Origin of the sequence: Mesorhizobium sp. WSM4308, assembly GCF_002294905.1 — a bacterium.
In the GTDB taxonomy this organism is placed as follows: Bacteria; Pseudomonadota; Alphaproteobacteria; order Rhizobiales; family Rhizobiaceae; genus Mesorhizobium.
The window spans coordinates 1-20441 of sequence record NZ_NSFW01000035.1 but is presented as its reverse complement, the minus strand read 5'-3'; the positions used below and the strand labels follow the sequence as shown (position 1 = coordinate 20441).

At 58.6% G+C, this 20441-nt stretch carries 22 protein-coding genes; 8 read left to right on the top strand and 14 right to left on the bottom strand.

All coding sequences use genetic code 11. From position 1 onward, the window contains the following. Positions 1–133: 133 nt before the first annotated feature. The 12 genes from CK227_RS35485 to CK227_RS35430 form a co-directional block, all read right to left on the bottom strand. Complete coding sequence (locus CK227_RS35485; RefSeq protein WP_095776138.1) at positions 134–2281, bottom strand: type IV secretory system conjugative DNA transfer family protein; 2148 nt, start codon at positions 2279–2281, stop codon at positions 134–136. Positions 2282–2293: 12 nt separating this feature from the next. Beyond that, a complete protein-coding gene (virB11, locus tag CK227_RS35480) occupies positions 2294–3319 on the bottom strand; it encodes a P-type DNA transfer ATPase VirB11 (protein WP_095776137.1) in 1026 nt (341 codons plus the stop codon). Then, entirely contained in the window at positions 3316–4779 is a 1464-nt protein-coding gene (gene virB10, locus CK227_RS35475) for a type IV secretion system protein VirB10 (RefSeq protein ID WP_095776136.1), read from the bottom strand. Before virB10 ends, virB11 begins: the two co-directional genes overlap by 4 nt. Further along, entirely contained in the window at positions 4779–5573 is a 795-nt protein-coding gene (locus CK227_RS35470; protein WP_179296593.1) for a TrbG/VirB9 family P-type conjugative transfer protein, read from the bottom strand. Before CK227_RS35470 ends, virB10 begins: the two co-directional genes overlap by 1 nt. After that, positions 5570–6289, bottom strand: a complete 720-nt coding sequence (locus CK227_RS35465) for a type IV secretion system protein (RefSeq protein WP_095776134.1) — start codon at positions 6287–6289, stop codon at positions 5570–5572. The genes CK227_RS35470 and CK227_RS35465 overlap by 4 nt, the downstream gene beginning before the upstream one ends. A 65-nt stretch (positions 6290–6354) precedes the next feature. Next, positions 6355–7398, bottom strand: a complete 1044-nt coding sequence (locus CK227_RS35460) for a type IV secretion system protein (protein WP_057143244.1) — start codon at positions 7396–7398, stop codon at positions 6355–6357. A 182-nt stretch (positions 7399–7580) separates the two neighbouring features. After that, on the bottom strand, positions 7581–8315 hold the full coding sequence (locus tag CK227_RS35455) for a type IV secretion system protein (protein ID WP_095776133.1): 735 nt from the start codon (positions 8313–8315) through the stop codon (positions 7581–7583). A gap of 9 nt (positions 8316–8324) precedes the next feature. Continuing rightward, positions 8325–9482 carry a lytic transglycosylase domain-containing protein gene (locus tag CK227_RS35450; protein ID WP_095776132.1) on the bottom strand — a complete coding sequence of 386 codons (1158 nt, stop codon included), beginning with the start codon at positions 9480–9482 and terminating at the stop codon, positions 8325–8327. Next, positions 9466–11868: a VirB4 family type IV secretion system protein gene (locus CK227_RS35445; RefSeq protein ID WP_095776131.1), complete on the bottom strand. Its 2403-nt coding sequence runs from the start codon at positions 11866–11868 to the stop codon at positions 9466–9468. Before CK227_RS35445 ends, CK227_RS35450 begins: the two co-directional genes overlap by 17 nt. Continuing rightward, on the bottom strand, positions 11865–12158 hold the full coding sequence (locus CK227_RS35440; RefSeq protein WP_006339854.1) for a VirB3 family type IV secretion system protein: 294 nt from the start codon (positions 12156–12158) through the stop codon (positions 11865–11867). The genes CK227_RS35445 and CK227_RS35440 overlap by 4 nt, the downstream gene beginning before the upstream one ends. A gap of 3 nt (positions 12159–12161) precedes the next feature. Beyond that, positions 12162–12476, bottom strand: a complete 315-nt coding sequence (locus CK227_RS35435; protein WP_023720448.1) for a TrbC/VirB2 family protein — start codon at positions 12474–12476, stop codon at positions 12162–12164. Between the two features lie 12 nt (positions 12477–12488). Continuing rightward, the gene (locus CK227_RS35430; protein WP_179302416.1) at positions 12489–13097 is read right to left on the bottom strand and encodes a lytic transglycosylase domain-containing protein; all 609 of its coding nucleotides are present in this window, start codon (positions 13095–13097) and stop codon (positions 12489–12491) included. A 132-nt stretch (positions 13098–13229) separates the two neighbouring features. On the opposite strand from CK227_RS35430, the gene CK227_RS35425 reads away from it, so the two are divergent. From CK227_RS35425 to CK227_RS36995, 3 genes are read left to right on the top strand one after another with little or no spacing between them, the layout of a single operon-like run. After that, positions 13230–13832 (top strand): hypothetical protein, encoded by a 603-nt coding sequence (locus tag CK227_RS35425; protein WP_095776129.1) that lies wholly within the window; start codon positions 13230–13232, stop codon positions 13830–13832. Then, on the top strand, positions 13829–14377 hold the full coding sequence (locus tag CK227_RS35420) for a thermonuclease family protein (RefSeq protein WP_095776128.1): 549 nt from the start codon (positions 13829–13831) through the stop codon (positions 14375–14377). The genes CK227_RS35425 and CK227_RS35420 overlap by 4 nt, the downstream gene beginning before the upstream one ends. Next, a complete protein-coding gene (locus tag CK227_RS36995; RefSeq protein WP_164753924.1) occupies positions 14374–14538 on the top strand; it encodes a hypothetical protein in 165 nt (54 codons plus the stop codon). The genes CK227_RS35420 and CK227_RS36995 overlap by 4 nt, the downstream gene beginning before the upstream one ends. Here the strand turns inward: CK227_RS36995 and CK227_RS35415 are convergent. Next, complete coding sequence (locus CK227_RS35415; protein WP_095776127.1) at positions 14535–14879, bottom strand: hypothetical protein; 345 nt, start codon at positions 14877–14879, stop codon at positions 14535–14537. The two genes, CK227_RS36995 and CK227_RS35415, sit on opposite strands and share 4 nt — an antisense overlap. Before the next feature lie 338 nt (positions 14880–15217). Between CK227_RS35415 and CK227_RS35410 the strand changes: the two genes are divergently transcribed. The 3 genes from CK227_RS35410 (at position 15218) to CK227_RS38045 (ending at position 18213) form a co-directional block, all read left to right on the top strand. Then, positions 15218–16831, top strand: a complete 1614-nt coding sequence (locus CK227_RS35410) for a hypothetical protein (protein WP_095776126.1) — start codon at positions 15218–15220, stop codon at positions 16829–16831. Beyond that, positions 16821–17846 carry a dienelactone hydrolase-related enzyme gene (locus tag CK227_RS35405; protein ID WP_095776125.1) on the top strand — a complete coding sequence of 342 codons (1026 nt, stop codon included), beginning with the start codon at positions 16821–16823 and terminating at the stop codon, positions 17844–17846. Before CK227_RS35410 ends, CK227_RS35405 begins: the two co-directional genes overlap by 11 nt. A 103-nt stretch (positions 17847–17949) precedes the next feature. Next, on the top strand, positions 17950–18213 hold the full coding sequence (locus CK227_RS38045) for an ATP-binding protein (RefSeq protein ID WP_348628983.1): 264 nt from the start codon (positions 17950–17952) through the stop codon (positions 18211–18213). Positions 18214–18307: 94 nt separating this feature from the next. Here CK227_RS38045 and CK227_RS35400 read toward each other — a convergent pair whose 3' ends face one another. Next, positions 18308–18814 carry a helix-turn-helix transcriptional regulator gene (locus CK227_RS35400; RefSeq protein ID WP_245318418.1) on the bottom strand — a complete coding sequence of 169 codons (507 nt, stop codon included), beginning with the start codon at positions 18812–18814 and terminating at the stop codon, positions 18308–18310. Between the two features lie 117 nt (positions 18815–18931). Here CK227_RS35400 and CK227_RS35395 point away from each other — a divergent pair, with 117 nt between their 5' ends. Together CK227_RS35395 and CK227_RS35390 are read left to right on the top strand one after the other, a co-directional pair. Continuing rightward, positions 18932–19534, top strand: a complete 603-nt coding sequence (locus CK227_RS35395) for a hypothetical protein (protein ID WP_095776123.1) — start codon at positions 18932–18934, stop codon at positions 19532–19534. A 58-nt stretch (positions 19535–19592) separates the two neighbouring features. After that, positions 19593–20051, top strand: coding sequence for a hypothetical protein (locus tag CK227_RS35390; protein WP_095776147.1), 459 nt, complete (start codon positions 19593–19595; stop codon positions 20049–20051). The last annotated feature ends 390 nt before the right edge of the window (positions 20052–20441 follow it).

Genomic DNA, 20441 nt, shown 5'->3' with positions numbered 1-20441 from the left:
AACAACGCGGAGCGGGAGCGAGGGGTCAAGTCCCGGGGGCGGAGGGTATCTCTGGCACCGCTTTACGTGGCGTCTGGCGCATCAAAAATGCGGCCGGGAGCTAGCTGTCGGCGATCGCCGTAGACTGCTAGGGCTAATCGACTAGATCAGGCAAAGCATCTTCGACGATGGTCAGATTTCGATCGAAAGTCTCGGTGTCGGATGCGTTGGCGCGCAGAGACCGCACCCTATTCAAGATCGCCGCAACCGCCGCTTCTTTGTCGGGCGCTATGCGTGTTGTCACCGCTTTGGCTGCCAAAGCAGAAAAATCTATAGCGGCATAAGCTGGTACGGATTCAGCGTCTGTTGCTTTCAGCCGTTCTTTTACGAATGCGCGCCGGCCCGGCGGCGGAGATATAGGGCCTGCTTTTGCGGCAAATGTTGCGCCGCGCCGCAGGCGGGTCTGCGAGAGGCCTGAGCGGTACGCCGGTGCTGTCGGCACAATCGTCGGGAGCGCAGGAGATGGAACCGCCGCGGAAGCGTCCAACGCGGGGCTTTTCGTGCGCGAAACCTCGACAGAGGCGGGCAGGGGCATGAACGCGCGTTTGGCGATCTGACTGTCGGCGAAATAGAAATTGCGCGTGCCGAGGATTGGCAGTTCGCCACGCGGCAATATGATGACCTTGTTCTTGTCGAGCGTGCGGATTTCATCTGGCCGCATCAGGGGCCGCCGCACTTCCTTGCGGTGCTCCGAGCGCGTGTAATATGTGTCGAACAACGTTGCCTTGGTGCGCGTCACGTCCTTTTGCACGTCCGACGTTTCGCCGAGCTGCTCGGAAACGTAGCGCAGATCGTCCGCGTCCTGCGCACCAAAAAAGATCTGCACGCGAGCGGCGTTGATGAGCGTCTTGCGCCCTTCCTGGCGATAGATCTCGTCTACGGCCTTCAGCGACTGCACGAAAAACCACATGGAAACGCCGTTGCCGCCGAGCACGCTCGCCATTTCGGTCACGTTCTCGAGCTTGCCGAGGTTCTGAAACTCGTCGAGCAGCACAAGCACCGGATGCTCGTCCGGACGCGGCATAGTTTCCGACATGAAGTTCATCATCTGCGTAATCAGGACGTTGAACAACGGTCCAAGCGAGGTGATCTGCTCGCGCCGTACGTCGAGATAAAGAGAGATCCGGTCGCGTTTGAGTTTGCGAATATCGAACGTGCTGCGCGAGGTAGCTCGCATCAGGCGCTCGTTGAGAAAGGGGGCCATGCCGGTCCGCACGCCGGCGTAGATTCCGGAAAACTGCCGCTCAGACATCTCGAAATATGGCAGCACGGTTTGCAGCGTAAAATGCGAGCATTCGCGGCGGCGTTCATCGCGCAGCGAGCCGATGAATTCGAGGAGCGGCCGCTCGGCGCCGTTCATGATCTCGAGGATTGTGGCAAAGGTCTTCTTCTCGGTCGGGATCGCGGGCGATTCCATGACGAAAGACGCGATGCCGGTAAAAAGGAGGCGGGCGTCGTTAACCCAGTAGGGGTCAGCGTTCGAAGGGGGGCGCGGAAACAATGCCGCGGCGATGTTGCGAAGGTCGATGTCGCGCTGTGCTGAGTCCAGCGAGATGAAGTCCATGGGATTGTAGCATGCGGTATTGCCGTCCGGATCAGCCGGCGCGAAACGCACCACGCGGCTCATGGTTGAACGGTAACCAGCAGTCGCCGCATAGGTCTCGCCCCGCAGGTCGAGAACCACGAGCGAATGCGGCCAGGTCAAGGCGTTCGGGATGATGAGCGACGTGCCCTTACCGGAGCGCGGCGGCCCTATGACGAAGCCGCCGATATCATCGCCATCAATCCACAATTTCTTGCCACCAATCAGCTTGCGCTGCCTCAAGTGGATCTTGCCGGAGCGCTGATCGCGGCTGGGCGACAGAATTTCGGCGAGCTTGCCGCCAGCTCGACCGACGAAGACGCCGCCCACTTTCGTCAGGCCGGTTTTCGATATGTCGCTCATAGTCATGAAGCGAGAGTCATTGCGCTTTCTCGGACGCATGAGAAACAAGCTGACCAGTGGCGAGAGAAACCCAAAAAATCCCGCGGCAATGGCGTATTGCACCCGATCAAAATTTCTCGCAGTCACGTCAGCCCAGGCCTGACGAACAACCGGCAAGGGATTGGCGTTCAGCTGGTCAAACAGGACGTGGGAGCCAGTCCGGTACCAATCTGTCGCGACATAGGCGACCGTGAAGAGCAGGGCGCCCATGGCCATCGCCATGAGCACCATGAAAATTGCTGTTGCGATTTTCTGCATGGATAGGCCTCGCTAGATCGTCTCCGCCTTGGTGAACTTGATCTCGCTGATGCCGCGCCGTCCGCCTTCACTGCGGACCATCTGGACGACCACCGGAATGACCTCGCGCAGATAGTCGAGGATTTCGCTTCGTGAAAGGCCCGTACTGCCCTGCATGACCATGAGCGCCAGCCGCTCGTAGGCGGATCGGGCGGAATTGGCATGAACGGTGGTGAGCGAACCCGGGTGGCCGGTGTTGATCGCCTGGAGGAACGCGAAGGTTTCAGCGCCGCGTAACTCGCCCAACAACAGACGGTCGGGTCGCATGCGAAGCGAGGCTTCAAGCAGCTGCTGGGCGGAGACTTTGGCAAGGCCCTGGTCCCCCTTCGAGGCTATCAGGGTGACGTTGTTGGGAGCCGGCAGCCTCAGTTCGCGGGTGTCTTCGATCGTGATGATCCGTTCATGAGCCGGGATCTCCTTCAGGAGTGCATTCAAGAACGTCGTCTTGCCGGTCGACGTGCCGCCTGAAACGACGATCGAGACGCGGTTGCGCACCGCATACTGCAGGAACTCCATCGGCGAAGTGTCCTGCAGCATCTCGACAAGTCGCTTTTCCTCAGTTGACAGCGCCAGGCCGCTCCCCATCGCCGTGTTTTCGAATGCGCCGAGATCCTTGTAGGCATCAAGGCCCATGTCCATGATGACCTGCTTGCGGATCGAGATCGCCCCGCCTTCGGGGGCTGCGGGCGGCAAGATGCATTGGATGCGCTCGCCTGAGGGTAGCGCGGCCGACAGGACCGGCTTTTCTTCGTTGATGACCTGATTTGTCGCCGAGGCGACGCCCGTCGAGATATGCCTAATCCAGCCGGGCGTGACCTCGCGCTTGACGACGTGCTCCATTTCCTTCGCGCCGAGGCGTTCGATGAACAATTCACCTGGCCTGTTGATCGCAATCTCGGATACCGCATCTTCGTTCAAATAGGGCCAGATCGGTTCCAGATGCGCGCGCAGTACCGGGGCTCTTGCCCAAGGGTCGGGGAGGGGATGCACGGCGTTCATTTCACCGGGCTCCCATAGCCGGGATAAAAATGATCCTTTGGCGTCGCGTAAAGAGGCGTCGGATCAATCGCCGTTTTCGGCCGCCCTCCTGCCTTCAGACGTGCGACTTCTTGCTGAACGGGATCGGCGTACAGGTCCGAGAAATCGAGATCTCGCCGCACCAGCACGACTATCGATGTGCCCTGGTCGACATAGACTGTCGGGCCAATGTTCTGCGTGTCGCGAAACGCCTCTTGCGCGAGTTGCTGCAGGGCGGTTGATGATTTGTCGAACGCGATGCCGCGGGCGTCGCGCTGCGAACCATTGCCACCATAAGTTACGGTCGTGGTTTCACCGGTTACGGGATCGATCGTCGACACCTGGCGCTGTTGTCCATCCTGGCTGCTGTCGCCAAGCGAGGACAGATATTCAGAGACGCCGCCAACGACGGAAAGCATGATGGCGTTGCCGTACCGTTCAACCCAGTGCGTATCGACGCGGCCGCCCATGCCACCGCGGCCGAGCGCGTCTGCACCGGGTGACTTGATATCAACGGAAATGCCGTCCGAGCGAATGACCCTGTTCCAGACGATGAACACACGCTTTTGTCCGCGCGCAAGCCCCGAGCGGTATTCTCCGGTCAGGCGCGAGCCCTTTGGAATGAGAACCCGCCTGCCGTCGAGCGAAAAGACATCCTCACGCACGACAGCGCGCACCGCGCCGGGAAGGTCGGTGTTAACAGCTGTTTCCAAATAGCCGCGAAGGATCGTTCCTTCAGGGATCAACGCATCGGTGCGTCGGAAGATTTTGGCTTTGACGATACTGGAAGAACTTGCCTCTGACTGTGCCAGGAATGCCTTGTTGGGATCGCTGTCGGCGCCGGGGACCGGTATGATCTGACCATCGGGCGCGATTTCGACCTGTGCCGCCTGGACACCGGCATCCGTCGCGCCGGTTTCACCATTTGTTACCATCTGGTTCGACCGCAGGCGTTCCCATACCGCCTTTTCATGCTCGGCGGCCTCAGCCTTGCGGCGAGCCTCGTCGTCAGCCGCGGCCTTGCGGCGGGCTTCTTCCGCCTCGGCCTTCCGGCGAGCCTCTTCGGCCGCCATTTGCGCCTCCAGTGCGCGCCGCTGCGCATCGAGATCCGCACCCTCCTGCACGGTCTGATCGACATTGTCGGCTTGTTGCGTGCCCTTCTGGTCGTCGACCGGTGGAGGCACCACAATCTGGTCGATCGTGCCGTCGGCCGGTTGCGGCGGCTCGTTCAACGCCGGCGGGCGAAACTCTGGCGGGTTGAAGTTTTCCTCGCCATCGCTGCGAAGATCGCGCGATACCGGCTCTCGAGGCCAGTTCAGCCATATCAACGCGCCCACCAGCACCACGCCGAGGCCGACCAGGGCGATCCTGGTTCCCACGCCCGCACCGCGGCGCGCGACCGTCGGGCTGCCGTCCAGTTGGTTATAATCGATCTGGGTCATCACCGCCCTCCGCTGGATCCGAACAGGGACCCACCTGTCAGTTTCGTTGGACCGTAGACCTGCTCGACTGGATCGATAGCGTTGGGTCGCGCCCGGTTGTACAGGCAGAGCGTCTTGCCATCGGCCCGCAGGGTGAATTGGCGCGCGACTTTGTCGATGACGGTGTATTTGCCCTGAGTGCGAACGTTGACCAACGACTCATGGCGCTTGTCGTCGACGACGAAAATCGCCGGAATGTCACCCTTGAACTCCAGAAACACCTTGGTGCCGTCGTCGAATACGGTGCGTGGCTTCAGGCTGTCATCGCCTTTGTAGGCATAGTCGTAATTGAGATCGGCATAGTTCAGGTCCTTCAAATCCGGATCGGCGGCGCTCTCCTTGGCCTGTGAGAGCAGGCGCGCGTTGACATCCTCGTCCGGGTATTTGAACCGGACCTGGAAGGATGCCCGGTCGCGATCATTGTCAGTCCCCTGCAGCAGTAGCGAGTAGACACGGTGGTTGGTGACGACGTTGACGTTGGTCCACGCATCGCGCTCCAGCGGCTTGACGAAGAGAAATCGCGATCCGCGTTTGGGGATGATCGACCAGCCCTTCGTGTCGCCGGCGGAGACGGTTTCGATGACTTCGGTAGGACTGAGTTCGACCATCGTCGAAATACCGAGAGCGGCGCGAACGGTGGTCACGTCGTCATTGTTGAAGGTGACATATCGGATGCGGCCATCGCGTGCGGCCGCGCCGTGGATAGGGCCGAGCAGAATGGCGGCTGACAAAACGAGGCCAACGCGCCGTCTCATTGCAGGCTCCCCGCGGCCGGCGCCGATTCCTGGTCGCGGCGGTAATCCGTAACCTGAAATCCCAACGGGTTGTCGAAACGCCATTCGTTCTTGAGCGGCGTCGAGGTGTAGCGGAATTTTATCACCGCCACCCAATTGTCGGCGGTGGATGAATTGTCCCGCCGCGTCGTCGTGGCAAAGCGCACCGAGGCAGTGTTGCGATTGAGCAGGGAAACCGATTTGATCTCGACCGAGACGGTGACATTGCGGCCAAAAATCTTGTCCCGCGATTGTGGATTTGCAGGCGTATAAAGCCATGTCAAATCCTTGGACGCGGCATCGGTGGAGTAGAGCTGCGCCAGGTCGTAATTCTGTTTCAGTTCACGGGAATCGTAGGTTTCGCGGGCCCTGATGTAGCGCACCAGATTGGCCGCCGTGACGGCCTCGTTCTGCGACAAATCTCCGGGCTTCAGCGCGCGCATGATCTCGAGGTAGCCCGTCGATTTGTCGACCTCGACAACGTAGGGTTCGAACTGCCGGAGCGGCAGGATCAGCACGAGCGCCAGCAGCGAAAGCACAGCAACCAGCCCTGAAATGCCGCTGACGATCCAGGCCAATGTGCGCGATCGGCGCATTGACCTGTGCGTGTCGTCTTCCCAGGTGGCGCCCGCCCTGTAATAGCGTCTGTCGACGAGCTCGCTGCCGCTGTTAGCAGCTGTTTCCGATGGAGTTGACACTTACTATTGCCTCGTTTGCGTGACGCATCCTGATCAGGGCCGCGATCGATGATCGTTTGTGTGTTCTAGGCCAGAGGCCTGGCGTTATCGCGCGCACCTTGCTGGATGGCGGACCGAGCTGCGTCGTCCGCCCTGGCTGCTCGCGGGGATCGGAAGCTGTTTGCCACGAGCTGCCGGGCGCCCCGAGCGGCGCGGCCGGCGGCCCATCGTGCACCGGAGTAGCGCACGGCGTTTGTGCCGAAGTTTCTATAAGGGTTGTATGCGCCCACGGTGCTGAGATACCCGCCGCCATTCAGGATGGAAGCAATCGAGGGTATCTGCATGAGAACGTAGATCCCGATGATCGTCACCAGCACCAGGGGCAGCACCAGCGACATCTTGCTGTCCATAGTCGCTCCACCTGATGTGGCGGTGTTCAGCGCCGCATTGACGAGCGAGAAGTAGAAACCGAGAAAGCCGTAGATCAGGATTTGCTGGATCATCAGGAAGGTGGTCAGCGAAAGAAAGCCTTCGCTCATGCGCGAGGACCATCGGTAAAGCCAAAGAATGATCCATATCGGCGCCAGGGCGAGCGTAATGAACAACATCACCTTGGCGGCGATGATCGCGGCAATGGCAAGCGCTGCGAAGATGATGGCCGACAGCAGGACGAGCAGCGACAAGAGCGCGCCAAAGATGTCATAGAAGGATCCGCTATACACCTGATTGGCGACGTCCTGGGCCCCTTTGTAGAGGTTGTCGATGAGCGCCGGAATTGCCGCCTGATCGCTGAGCTGATTGCCGGTGGCTCGCGACACGGCGCCGACGATGACCTTGCCGACCTCATCTGGAATGCTTTGGACAAGCTGATAGATCGTCGCGGAAAATGTGCCCCATCCGGTCAGCAGCAGATAGATGATGACGGCGCGACCGAGGCGATAGGCCGCTTCGAGCGGCGAAATCGACTCCCGCCCGCTCAGGATCGAATAGCCCCACCACACGATATAGAGGGTGAGCATGAGGGTGAAGACGTTGCCCATCGCATTGCCCAACTGCATATAGACGGTGCGGACGAAGTCCTCGCCGATGTTGTCAATGCCACCCAGAATGCTTGCGGCGAGACCGTTCATGGATCCTCGTCAATGATGCTGGCGAACGGCGTTGAATTGACCGGTTTTAGCGCGCCGCATTCGTCGGTGCGGGCATACGCCAAAGGCCCGCACGGCGCTTTCCGTTCGCGATTTGCGCATCCAAACAGCACTGCGCCGAGCCCAATTACAGCGCATATGCGCAGCACTCGCCTCGACAAGCGCTAGCCTCCGCTCTTGCCAAATTCCGCGAACGGATTGACGTTGCGCGGCGTCATCATCTTCTGGACCTGGCTCTGGCGAAGAAGGTCCCCCTTCAGCTTCTCATTCAGGGCCGCGACCGCGCCGTTCTGGACACCGATCAATTCGTTGACCGCGCGCGCATTTTCCAGCTGCATTCGGGTGTTCTGGTCCACCGATCCCTTGACGTCCTGTGACTGCCCGATCTGCCCACTCGCGGACTGGAGGGACTGTTGGCGCTGGGTGACGCCCTGCGAAGCCTGCGAGGTCAATGCGCTTAGCAGCGAGGCCACATTGACGCTGCCGCCATAGGCCGTGTTGACGGCGCTGGTCTCCTTGCCGGCAATCTGCTGGAGCTGCTTCACCAGCTGGAGCCCATTGATGACGGCGCCTGCGATTTTCTGGATTTCGGGCGAAAGGCCACCAAACGAAAGAGCCCCGCCGTTCAGGATCGATCCGAACGAGGGAGCCTGGGCAATCGACATGTTGCCGCCAAGACCCATTTGTCCGATCCCGAGCGAACCGTCACGACTGCCGCTAAGAGCCTGCAGGATCTCCTCGCTCTTTTTCAGGATATCCTTGTTCGAATCCATGATGGAGTTGGTGTTGTCCGCATTCTTGCGGGCGACATCGAGATTGGCGCCATCAATGACGGCAATCTGTGCGTGGGCCGTGCTTGCCCAAAGCGCCAGACTGGCAGCAATCGCGAATTTTTTCATGTCAGCCTCCTATTGCTGTAGAGAATTGATCACGCTGGCAGCGCCAGCAGGGTCGGTGGTGATGGTCATCGAGCTGCTGTCGGCCGAGCTTGCCGCCGCGTTCTCAAGTGCGCATGGTAGCCACCGGCCGCGATCGATCCTCAACCGCTCCAATTCCGCGGGATCACAAGAGAACGGGTTTGGAGAGCCGCTGTTCGGCTGTTGCACCAGCTTGGACGACTGCGATGCCTGAACATTCTGCAACGATAGAAGTTGGGCCAGCAACGTCGTAAAATCCCCCGCCTGGGCGAGGTACTGGTTGGTGACATCGGCGTTGATCCCACGAGCCGACGAGTTCAGCTCCCACGCATCCTTGTATTCGGTAACCTGGCCAACGTTGCCCGCCAGCGCGTCGATTGCAGCATTGTTGGCGCCCATCTGCGATGAGCTTGCATCAAGGCCGCCAGCCGCCTTCCTCACCGTGCCCATGGCCGCTTCCTGAGCCGTCCCGCCGGCGCCGTCGGCCGTTACGATCGAGAATGGTGGCGGCGCGGCGGCGGGAGCCTTGCCGCTCGATACATAGTCGTTGAAGTAGCTGTTCCAGCGGCCGACGCCGCCGGCCCATTGGTTCTGCTCGCCTGCGTTCGATCCGTTGTAGAAGGAGGCGAGACAGCTGTAACTCGTCGCGCCGCATTGCTTCACGCCCATTCCGAGATATTTGACGCCGCCTTCGACATTCTGCTCGTTCACGTCGCGGTCCAGTCCCATGGACTTGCCAGTGCCCTTGGTCAGCTGCATGACGCCCTTGACGCCGGTGTGGCTCCCGGCGCATGTGTCGAAGCGCGATTCCTGATAGGCAACGGACAGCGCTAGGCCTTCGGGCACACCGTACTTTTGCGCATAATAGCGGATCATCTTCACGTTGCCCGCGTCGCGTTGCAACGCTTCGGCAGGCGACCGGCGAAACATCTGCGAGCGGTATTTGTTCGAATAGGTGCAGACGACGCTTTTCTTCCTGTCGGTTTCGTCCTTCTTAGACTCATCTGACTTCGTGCTGTGCTGCTCGTCCTCTTGCCGCTTGTCGAGGTTCGGCCCGTCGATGACCGCGATCTGAGCGACAGCCACGGTCATGCTTTCCGCTGTCGAGAGAGCCACGGCCAGACAAAAGCTGCTAAGCCTCTTCGTCATGCTCGTCCTCCCATCCGCAGAAGTAAGGCAACCACATCTCCGGCTCGTCGCCGAAGGTCTCCCGGAGCCGTGCGCATTCCTTGCTGTTGGCTTCGTTCGAGGACAAGACCTTGATGAGATCGGGCATTGCCGACAAATCGAGCTTGGCGATGATCGAGTCGCTGTCGTGCTTGACGAGGAAGGTGCGTGTTTCCTTCGCGGTTCGGCGCACGAACTCGAATTCCTTCGCTGTCAGCGAGAAGCGCTCCACGTAGGATTCTTTGCTCGCCTTGGGGTTGGGGAAGAAAATGTTGGTCTTCGTTTGCTCGATCAGTGACGACGAGATGGAGGAGTTGACGACGTCTTCTGCTGTCTGCGTGCCAAAGCCGACAACGCCGTTGCGGCGACGAATGGTCTTCAGCGTCTCATTGATGAAAGCGGCGAAAACCTCGTCGTCCAGCAGCTTCCAGCCTTCATCGAGGAAAAGCATGATCGGCGAGCCGTCGATGACGTCCTCGAGACGATGGAAGATGTAGAGCAACGCCGCCGAGCGCAGCTTTCGGTCGCCCAGGATCTTCGTCATGTCGAACCCGACAACGGGTTTCGAGAAATTGACCAGATCGACGGGATTGTTGAAAAGCCAGCCCTTGTCCTTCGGGTCGAGCCAGGGTTGTATCCGCGCCGCCAGATCATTCATGCCAGGCATGAGCGAGCCCCGCAGCACTTCCGGCAGCAGGTCGAAGGTCCGCTGTTCGCGCGGTATCTTGTAGATCATGTCGACGGCCGCGTTGATGACGCGCATCTCGGCCACATCAAGCGCGCCGCCTTCCGGCGTCAGAATGTAGAGGAGTAAATCTTCCAGGAAAGAACGGTTTTCCGCCGTGTCATCAAGCTGCAATGGCGCGAACCCGGTCGGCTGAGAGGGTTCCATCACCTCGTAACGACCGCCGAGCGCCCGAACGAAGATCTCCGCGCCGCGCATGTAGTCGAAATAAACACATCGCGGCCGCGGCATGATGCGCATGGCCTGCGCCATCAGGAACGACAGCACCACGGTCTTGCCCGAGCCGGTCGGGCCGAACACCGTGAAGTGCCCGACATCGTGTACGTGGAAATTGAAATAGTAGGCTGTCTGGCTGGTCGTCTCGAGCAAGGCTATGGGCCGTTTCCAATGCAGCCGGTCACGTTGGCCGGACGGGAAATTGTGTCCGGAAAAAAGGCCGGCGAAATTCAGCGACGAGATCAACGCACGTCGCGCGATGTAGCTGAAATTTCCCGGCAACTGCGCCCAGAAGGCCAGTTCCGTGTTCAGTGTCTCCCGGACCGGCACGATCGACATGCGCGAAAGTTCGGCCGTGATGTCGGACAGCGCACGATTGAGACCAGTCATGTCCGGCGCCAATGCCATGACGCTCATGTGATGTTGTCCGAAGACGACTTCGCCGCCGGCCAGCTTGTCGGCACCGTCGTGGACGGAGACCTCGACCGTCGTGCCCGCCTCGTCGGAACCCTCGACCTGGTTCGCGATAGTGTTGATCCTGCGCATCGCCGTGACACGGTCTTCGATCGCGAAACTTTGCGTCAGAATAAACTCATGCGGCAGGCGCAAGAGACCGTCCAATGAGCCCGGAGCAGTGAACGGCGGGTATTCCTTGATCGACACCATGGCGCCGAGCTTGGCTGCGTCCGGCCCGCGCAGTTCCAGGGCCGACTTGCCGAAAAACAGCTGCCGCGTCGCCAGTACATCGCCAAGGGACATGCGCGGCAGAGGCATTTCCACGTCGCCACCGCCGGCGAGGATTTTCGCTAGAAATTCGGCTGGCTCGGAAAAGAAGCTGTCGCGGCGCTTTACTACACCGAGAAGACGCCCCCCGTAAGCGGTGAAATCCTTGACCATCCCGTCCAGGATGTCATGCAGTTCGGCTATTGCCTCTTCGCGGGTTTCTTCGCCAGCGGTGCTGATGCGGAATGCATTGAGCGCCTTGTCCACCCAGCCGACCCGGCCGACCATCGGGCGCCGTATGACCGTCAGATACGCCTCATTGACGAAAAGGTTCTTCGACCCAAGCTCATCCATGTAGCGGGCGTCGAGCTCGGCCACGAAAGGATTGTCAAAGTCGCCTTCGATCTCCGGCGTCACGTGGCGGCGGATGATCGTTGTGTAGACCGCAAAGCGAGAGGTCGAGAGATTGCGGAACGTCGTGTTGCGGTTGAACAGTCGGCTGTTCAACTCGGCCTGGTCCATTGTCTGGAATGGCAGGCCGCTGAGCTGGAGGGCGCCGACCAGAAAGCCGCTCTTCGTCACGATCAGATTGTCATCGACATGGCGAAGGTAGGGGATGTGCATCGCCGCCGGCTTTTCGCGGCGGCGCTCACGGCCAAATTTCAGGTCTGCATCGAGGCTCATGGCGAATAACTCCTCGCCCCCCAGAAGGTGAGGTTCGCCACCGCTCCGCGTTTGGAGACGCGCCGCTCGAAAATATGAAAGATGTAGGGATCGCGCTGGCACAGATATGCGCTGACCAGATGCACCACGCCGAACACACCAAGACCGAGCATGAAGCTGCTCGTGGCGATAAAGCCGATCACCGCCAGGATGCCGTTCAGTGCAAAAACTTCATAGCGCACCCCCCATTTCATCGGGGGGCGTGTCAGGGGCAGGCTGACCGGCTCGACATAGACTTCCTCGTCGTCCATGGCTCAGCTGCCTCCTGCCGTCGCGCGAACCGCGTCCACCAGCTGGGCAGCGCCGAAGATAAGAGCGATGCCAATGATGATGGAAAAAGCCATCATCCACGCCAGCCGTCCCGTCATGGCGAGGAAGCCGAGAAAACAGACCGCGATGATGGCAAATGAGCGCGCTATGTTGCCCTGCAGAACGCCGACGAACCATTCCAGCACGTTTTCGACTGGCGCCGCCGATTGGGCGTATGCGGTGGCTGGCGCCAGAGCTATTCCGACCGCCGAGGCCAAGGCCAGTTTCAGAGCAAATTTGCCTGCTTTCCTGTATTCCACCCTTGGCTCCTTTCAGTTGCCGAAATCCATGACATGACCCTCCTGCCAAGCGTCTCCTCTTGCTGGCGGACCGGCCGCGAGCATTTCGGATTTGGTCAGGACGGGCTTCTTCGCGACACCGCCGAACTTCCAGCGGTTGAGGATTTTCACGATGTATTCCGCGGTCTCCGGATTCACCGGAATGCCCTGCGCCTTGTAGACGCTGTTGGGCCCGGCGTTATATGCCGCCAGCATCAGCAGCGGATCCTGGAACTCGTCATAGAGTGACTTCAGATAGCGCAAGCCAGCCCGAACATTCGCCTGCGTATCGCAACGGTCGCTCACGCCGAGATCGGCCGCCGTCCCCGGCATCAACTGCATGATCCCAAGGGCTCCGGCCTTGGACGGACCCTGATTGGCGCCGAGATCGCTTTCAGCCCATGCGATCGCCTCGGCCAGATCGGCGTCGAAGCCTTCGTCCAGCGCGACTGAACGCACAAGTTCGGCGACTTCAGTACGGTTTCCGGTCTTGCACGCCCCAGGCCTCTGCGCCCCGACTGAGGTAAGGGCTTGCGCCGGCGTTGCAAAGGCGACCGCGACGCGGTCTGATGCCAGATCCCGGCCGTGCGCTTCCAAGGGCATTGTAGCGGCACACAGGGTGAGCAGAAGAGCTGTTCGAGTGTTCATACTGTCGCCAAAATTTAACACTTTACTATGGCTACACGCAGCCCTAGTAAAGTGTCAACACCATATGCACCGCAGGGACGGATTTCGATGAAACAGATTGCCCTTTGCACGGCTTTGCTGCTCCAGGGCACCGCGGCTTATGCTGCCGGCGCCGACGCTCCAAATGCCTTCGCGCAGCCGTCGGAACACTACCTGCTCCAGTTTGCCAAGCCGGGCGAGAAGGTGTTCGTCTATGAGCGCTACGATGCGAAAGGCGCGCTCTTTCAGCGCGACGCGGCGACCCTCAGTTCGCCGGTTAAGGCGTCGTCGGCGACCGAGCGCGTCATCAACGGCGTGGCCTATCGACTGCGCGGCCTCGCGGCCTGCCCAAATCCAAAGATTACCTACAAGACGCAGGCGTGGGACTGCACGAAGGCCGCGCAGGACTATGAAGAAGGAATCTACAACCATCGTGCTTCTGTCGTGCTTTGCAAAACGCTTGTGCTGCAGAGCAGGAAGGGGGAACCCGACGCCGTGTCGTGTTTTTCTCTCGTGGGTGCGGGCAATACAAACGACCCGTACAACGTCGCCTACGACGATGACGAAATGGTTTTCTTCGGCATGGCCGCAATCGGACGCAACAAGGACGGCAAGTCGCTGCGCCCCGATCTGGAGCACTCCGCCGACCTCGGTGGACAGTTCCAGGAATGAAACAGGCGCGCTTTGCAGTGCTGGCCGCTTTTGGTTTGTGCGCATCGGCACAGGCCCAGGATGCATCCGAATCTGCTGCGCAAACGCCCTTCGCGGTATCGAAATCGGCTCAACTGCTGACTGGAGATACCTGGCGTGACGGCGACCATCTTTTCCGCCTCTATGGCGTGCAGTCATGTCTTCGCGGCACGTCGGCTGAACAGCCAAATGGGAACAAACTCGATTGCGGGAACATCTCGCTGGCGCATCTGGCAGCACTGTTCGATAGCGCGGCGGTGACATGCCAGCCAATCGGCTACGCCCTCGACAAGGCGGCCTTTGTCGTCTGCGGTGCGCAGCTGAATGGCGACACAATCGACGTCGGCACCGCGCTCATAGCGACCGGATACGCGTTTGCCGCAACGACAGCAAAGGGCAAAGCCGTCAATGAGAACTACCTCGTCGCGGAAATCAACGCTAAGATGAAACGTGCAGGTTTGTGGGGCACGACGTTTCAGCACCCTGTTCAGCTGCTGCTAAATAAGCGATCGGAGAGACAAGAATGAAGCACGACGATGAGGCGCACAAATATTACTATCCCGTGGAAGGACGCGGTGACGGCGCTATTGGCGGAGCCGCGGCGTTCTTGGCAATCATCTTGGTGCCTGCAGGGCTCTATGCGGCCTGGAATACCGTGGCCTCATGGATTTCAGCGCTCTTCTCCTAGGCCTGCAGTTTCGCGAAAGAACCGAGCAACGCGCGCATATCGTCGACGTCAATCTCGCACCAGTCGTTCCCCAACAACCGACAGAAATAAGCTGCCTTCATTTTCATCTCAACGACATCGGCCACCGGCGCAGCGGCCGCGCGCCGACGCGCGATAACCTCTTCCGCCATGACCGAATCCAATCGCCGGCCGGTCAGGGTCGCGTCCGGCCCTTCTGCCCCCATCCATCGCTTGCCGAGACGTTCAACCATGGCGACTGCCTGACGATGCGCCGCGATCGGATTCTGGACCCCGTCGGCCTCTTCCACCACTCCGTTGTTACAGACCACTTGAATGGGCATCGATTGGCTCCACGCTCATGACAATTCGTAAATGATACCTGGGGAGGCGAGAAAAATAGGGATGGCTTCATCCCTCTGCTTCTCAGGCTCCCGAAGCCCTGGCTTCCCCTACTTTTCGCTCATGCGGTCGCGACCGATCCGGGCAGCTCAGTGCCTTGGCCGGCGGTTTGCGAAACATCTCCCCCGCAACAACCGTGTGCAGCCTCTCCAGCGGGTCACCAGTCATCGATCGTCTCCCGTGCCGGCCAAATCCAGTTGATAAAAGCGTTGATTGAGCACGAAGGCACGATAAGATACGAAGCCTAGCGAAGCGGAACGAAACTAGAGCCTATAAGCTGTTGTTTAAGAACGGAAAGTTATTTCTCCCTCCGCCCAGAGACGGGAGTGATTTCAAAGAATTATTCAAACGATTGGCGGCGGCGGGCGCGGGTCGACTACTGGGCAAAGACGGGTTTCCTGCCGGCCCATGGACGCCCGAGCTCCTTGCAGAGGCGATTTCACAGATTGATTCCAACCGGGTTGGGGTCGATCTGCGAACGGTGCAGCTTTGGTTTCAAGAGAACGAGAAGGGTATTAGCACTGCCAACATTCGTTGGCTGGCGAGGATTCTCGGATGCGATGATCCGGTCGCGACTAGCGAATGGCAGATGGAGCTTAGTGCGGCGCAATCGCGGCTATCGATCAAGAGACGAGGATGGAAGAGAGCCGGAAGCAGCGTTGCACAGGAGATTCCAGATACGGCACTGACGGCGACCTTCGACGACGAGACAGACTCCCCAGCAGTGCTGACACGGGATACTGACCCCAAGGGGCCGAGCCGGCGTTTTAGTTTGGCGAGGAAATCGGAGGCGTTTTTTAGTCGCGGATCTCCCCTGAATTTACCGGCGTCGGTGTTTGCGGGTGTCACCGCTCTTGGGTTTTTGTCGTATCTTACGGGGATTCACAGCGTGACATATGGCCGGGCGGATGGCGTCGTCAAGCAGGTTGGGTTTCTTTGGACAGCGAATTGGACATTCGTCTTCATGGTATTTTTGCCACTGTTTTTTGCCTTCGTGACAGAGCTGGTGACCTTTTGGAAAGATGAAGGCCGCCCAAAGCTTGTAGCGCAGGGCGACAAGATGGAAAGCGACGATGCTTGGGCGCGCAGCGTACAAGCTTCTTCGTATTCATATTGGGCGGTTCTTTTGATTTGTGTGGTATTCGCCGGTCTTTTTCAGTGGATCGGCGTGTCTTTAATCCCGTTGCTCAAAGGTGGTGGCAGCTATGCGACGGACTGGGGCTCGTTAGCGATTGTGCGCCCTGAAGTTATATCGGTGCCGGAAGCGATCGTGTTCACGGGGCTCGCTTACCTATACATGTGCCTATGTTTTTATCTGTTCTTTGTAGGTCTAATTTTGCTTTATACAGTGATTCATGATCTTTGGAAAATTGGAAAAGCAGCGAGTAATTCGCCCGAGGTGGATTATCAATACGGCTTCCATGAAGCCAGCCTCAGGGTTATGCGTGCGATTTTTCGGTGTACTGTTTTGGGGCTTCTGATCGCCATAGTCATGAAGCTCCAGAGTGCTTACCTGACATCGCGTGGGGAGAATATTGTGGCGTGGTTGGTCGGCGATATGTCTTCCGCCTTCTATGGGCGAAATGATGTGACCGCCGTGATCAGCTACCGTAGGCCGACCCATTATAGTAGCCTTCTTATCGCTATTTCGACCTGTGCTGTATTTCTGTACGGCTCCATCCGTGTAGGTGTCGAACCTCGGTTTCGTATGTCTTTGTGGAAGATGTCAGCGATCGTAGCGTTACTCGTGGCTAGCTACTTGCTGATCGATGCATTTGCTGGCTTTTCGATCCTTCTGGGCGTTGGAGTGCTGTTCGCAATATATGGCTTGTTTGATCCAGGGTTGGGGCGACGGCAAGCGATTAAGTTGGGAAACAATCAGAGTGTATCATAGTTGGCTTGATCATTGGGATGAGCGGCGGGCGCGACGCGGTGAGGAAGGGAAGAAATCAACCGATTTCGCCCTTGACGCGGAACGCGCCTTTCCAGGTGCGGATAAGATAACAAGTATCGAGGAATTCTGTGCCCTTGCGGACCAAGCCGTGGCTGATCCAGCCTTTTTCGATGACCCGAATGTGAGTGTTCAGGGGTTTGAAAGGCTAGATGGGTGGCTCAAATTTCCATCGGACATATCTACTGATATCGAACAGAACAATGTCGTCTCGGCGAAAATCACAGAAAGCGGGTCGTTCGATCAGGCGATGGTGATTTTTCACCATTGGAATGCAACCTTCCGGAATCGTCAGATCGCCAACTTTTTCTCGCAACGTGGCATCACGGTTGTCGAGATCGCTATGCCTTATCACTTCGAGCGCAGCCGTCCCGGCTCCGCGCACGCTGACTATATGCTTAGCCCTAATCTCGGTCGAACGATTCAATCTGTAAGGCAGGCAGTGTTAGATGGGCGAAAGCTCATACGTTGGTTGAAGATCGAAGGCTATCGAGAGATTTCAGTTGTCGGTATGAGCTTAGGCTCCTGGGTTGCGGGCCTTCTCGCGGCGCACGACTCGGCTGTGTCGAAAGCCTCGTTGTTTCTCACGGCGGGGAGTCTAGCGGATATGGTTTGGGCGGGTCGCGCGACACGATTGATACGTGCTAGTCTCGAGCCAGCGATTAAGCTGACCGAGCTCAGAAGGGCTTGGGGTCCACTTAACTTGGAGAATTACGCAGATAGTTTGGCACGGCCTGATCTCGGTCTTCACGTTGTGTTGGCTAAGAGAGACAAAGTGGTGTTGCCAGAGCTATCGGAGAGGTTCATGCAGAGGCTGAAGGACGCCGGAGCTAGGCCAAATATTTTGGAATTAAACTGTGGTCATTATTCGCTCGCCATGCCGCCATACATTTTGTTGGCCGGTTTGAGCTTGAAGCGGTTTCTGTCGCGTGCTGACAAGTCTGCCCGGCAAGCATGAGTTTGGCGTTGGCCGGTCAGTTCACCAGCAAATTCTCTGGTGGGCATCACGACACTAAAGTGATGAATCTGGGTCGCCCCCCTACCGGAACCGACCCCTGGAATTGGCCGACAACGGCGCAGGCGTGACACCGGCAAAAGTCACGACACCCTTCTACTCTACACGCGCCGGCAATCACACCGGGCTAGGTTTGACGGCTTGTTCTCATATGGTTTCGACCCTCAAGAGGAAGCTCTTCATCAGCAGAATTCCCGACGCCGGCACAGTCGTCCATGTTAAAGTCCCTTATCATCCCCGCCGCTGCAACAGGCTAGCAGCCGACGATGACAGCAGCGGCTCGACAGCCGCGGCGGGGGTGCTAGTCTAAAGTCGGCCGCTAGGCCTGACGGGCAGGGGCATGGGAGCGGTCGCCGGCTGGGGGCGGGCGTATTACAGGCCCTTTAGGAACACTCGTCAGGCGGCTAGATGTCGGCTCCGCCAGGCGGGATCTTTTCGGAAAAGAGGAAGGTCGCTGGATCAAGTTTCAACGCCTTGGCGATCGCCGCAATCGTGTCCACGCTGATATTGCCGCTCGCGCGTTCCAGTTTCGTGAATGTCGCCTCCGCCACGCCGATTAGTTCGGCCATCTCATAGCGGTGCAAAGTACGTCGTTGTCGCTCAAAATCGATGATGTGCGCCAGCCGCTTGCGAATCGCATTGTCGTCCAACCGATGCGCCCATTCCGGAACTTTCTTGCCGCCGGCGAGCAGTGATGCAAAAGACAGTTGCAAGCCGTTTGCCATGATCTGCAGCGTCATCAATGTGACATTATTTTTCTGACGCACAGTCTGAATGTAGGTTCGATAGGCCAGTTTTTCGCCCTCGGCGGTCCGAAACAGTTCTGCCATGTGCATGTGGGATAGGCCGCGTCTGGCTCTCTCCTGCTCAAGCGTCAGTGCAATGTTGGCGCGCAACGGGTTGTTGACCACGCCTCCGTCGTCTCGTTTCATAAATCGATGTAGTCGCACAAACCTACCTTTTCGACCTGTCCTTTTTCGCGCGGATCATCCATAGTAAACTGTCAAATCAGCAGCGAGGAAAAGGCTATGACCATACTCAAATTCCTACTAGGGGGTGCCGTCGCCATCGCGGGCGCCGCAGCTCTTCCATCCCAATCAAAAGCGTCGGAATGGGGCTGTCAGGTCCTCCTATGTCTTTCCGGCGACTGGCAAGGTACCTCCTCGTGCCACCCGCCGATCTACAAGTTGATTGCGGCGATGGAAGCTCCGGGTTTTGACTGGCCGACCTGTCCGCAAGCCAACTCCAGCGCGGCGAGATTTGAGAAGTATGAGGATTGTCCGTCTGGCTGGCAAGCAGTTGGCAGCTCCGAATCCGATCGGCCGGGCTTAGGTCAAGAACGGAACATCTGCCGCATCGCGGCCGATAGGCTCTCCTTGCCCGTTGTTTTCAAAAACAACGCCCTCGGCGGGCATCATGGAGACGGTTCACGTCCGGTCCAAATCGAAATCGACGGGAAGGTGGTTGCGGCAACAATCCAGACCGCGGGAAACGATCGAGGGCATTCCCTTGGTAATGGCCCCACTTACTACACCATCCCTCGACCGATGCGCGGAAAGCCCTGGTTTATCGAGTATGATGACGCGAACGGCGTGCGCCAGAAAAGCTGGTTCACTCTCAACATCCCATGAGCCAGGCGATCACGCAGGACGAGGTGCTACGATGGTGACAATTTCAGGGAGGTTTGAAGTGTTCAAGGCGCTTCTCCTGTCCGCTGTGATTATGAACACAGGCACAGTGTTGGCGGTGGCTGGTCAGAGCGACAAGCCGCGATCAAACGTGGACAACCCTATGTGGCCGGCTTCACTGAAATGGGACTGCAAGACCGCAGCCAAAATCGTGTGCGAGCGCGATGGCAGTTGTTCGGTGGCTGAGGACCACACTGGATTTGTGCTGAACTACGGCAGCAACGAAGCCGAGTTTCCGGCCAGCAATGTCAGGATCAAACGCCACTATCAACAGACCGTGCAGGGGAGTCCTTTGCAGCAGGAAGTTAAAGTTGAATTGGCCGACAATCGCGTTCTTTGGCTGACGGCCGTGGATGCCAGCCGCACTTATTCGCAAGCGTGGGCCGGCGCACTCAGCGAGTTGAAGGGTGGCGCGGTACTGATGGAATCCGAGGGCGTCTATTGCATGCCGCATAGGTGAGTGCACCGAGAGGGGACGCGAGCGAGCGAAGGCCGATATAGTCTGACTTGGGACGCCGGCGGTTAAGAAGAGTCCATAGTCGACCGCCGAGTTTTAATCAGACGGTGAGATGCGGCCATTCAACATCTATCTGTCGATCTGAGGCTTAAAGTAGGCTTGACTGTTGGAAGCTGATCGTATTTCTGTCGAGGACAATCGGAAAGACTTGGATAAAGTGCTGCCAATACGTTGAAATGTGAAGAAATGTTAACCTAAACTTGTGATGTTGCAACCAAGTTCGAATGTCGCGCGCTCAGCAAAGTTGAAATGTCGCAAAGGGGCAATTCGCAGGGTAGGTCGCAGCAATTAGAAACGCGACAGTGACGCGCTTGCTGGCGCCTACGTGAGCAC

Coding starts and splice junctions, on each gene's coding strand:
- CK227_RS35485 (WP_095776138.1), bottom strand. CDS start 2,281: ATGCAGAAAATCGCAACAGCAATTTTCATGGTGCTCATGGCGATGGCC.
- virB11 (WP_095776137.1), bottom strand. CDS start 3,319: ATGAACGCCGTGCATCCCCTCCCCGACCCTTGGGCAAGAGCCCCGGTA.
- virB10 (WP_095776136.1), bottom strand. CDS start 4,779: ATGACCCAGATCGATTATAACCAACTGGACGGCAGCCCGACGGTCGCG.
- CK227_RS35470 (WP_179296593.1), bottom strand. CDS start 5,573: ATGAGACGGCGCGTTGGCCTCGTTTTGTCAGCCGCCATTCTGCTCGGC.
- CK227_RS35460 (WP_057143244.1), bottom strand. CDS start 7,398: ATGAACGGTCTCGCCGCAAGCATTCTGGGTGGCATTGACAACATCGGC.
- CK227_RS35455 (WP_095776133.1), bottom strand. CDS start 8,315: ATGAAAAAATTCGCGATTGCTGCCAGTCTGGCGCTTTGGGCAAGCACG.
- CK227_RS35450 (WP_095776132.1), bottom strand. CDS start 9,482: ATGACGAAGAGGCTTAGCAGCTTTTGTCTGGCCGTGGCTCTCTCGACA.
- CK227_RS35445 (WP_095776131.1), bottom strand. CDS start 11,868: ATGAGCCTCGATGCAGACCTGAAATTTGGCCGTGAGCGCCGCCGCGAA.
- CK227_RS35440 (WP_006339854.1), bottom strand. CDS start 12,158: ATGGACGACGAGGAAGTCTATGTCGAGCCGGTCAGCCTGCCCCTGACA.
- CK227_RS35430 (WP_179302416.1), bottom strand. CDS start 13,097: ATGCCCTTGGAAGCGCACGGCCGGGATCTGGCATCAGACCGCGTCGCG.
- CK227_RS35425 (WP_095776129.1), top strand. CDS start 13,230: ATGAAACAGATTGCCCTTTGCACGGCTTTGCTGCTCCAGGGCACCGCG.
- CK227_RS35420 (WP_095776128.1), top strand. CDS start 13,829: ATGAAACAGGCGCGCTTTGCAGTGCTGGCCGCTTTTGGTTTGTGCGCA.
- CK227_RS36995 (WP_164753924.1), top strand. CDS start 14,374: ATGAAGCACGACGATGAGGCGCACAAATATTACTATCCCGTGGAAGGA.
- CK227_RS35415 (WP_095776127.1), bottom strand. CDS start 14,879: ATGCCCATTCAAGTGGTCTGTAACAACGGAGTGGTGGAAGAGGCCGAC.
- CK227_RS35395 (WP_095776123.1), top strand. CDS start 18,932: ATGACCATACTCAAATTCCTACTAGGGGGTGCCGTCGCCATCGCGGGC.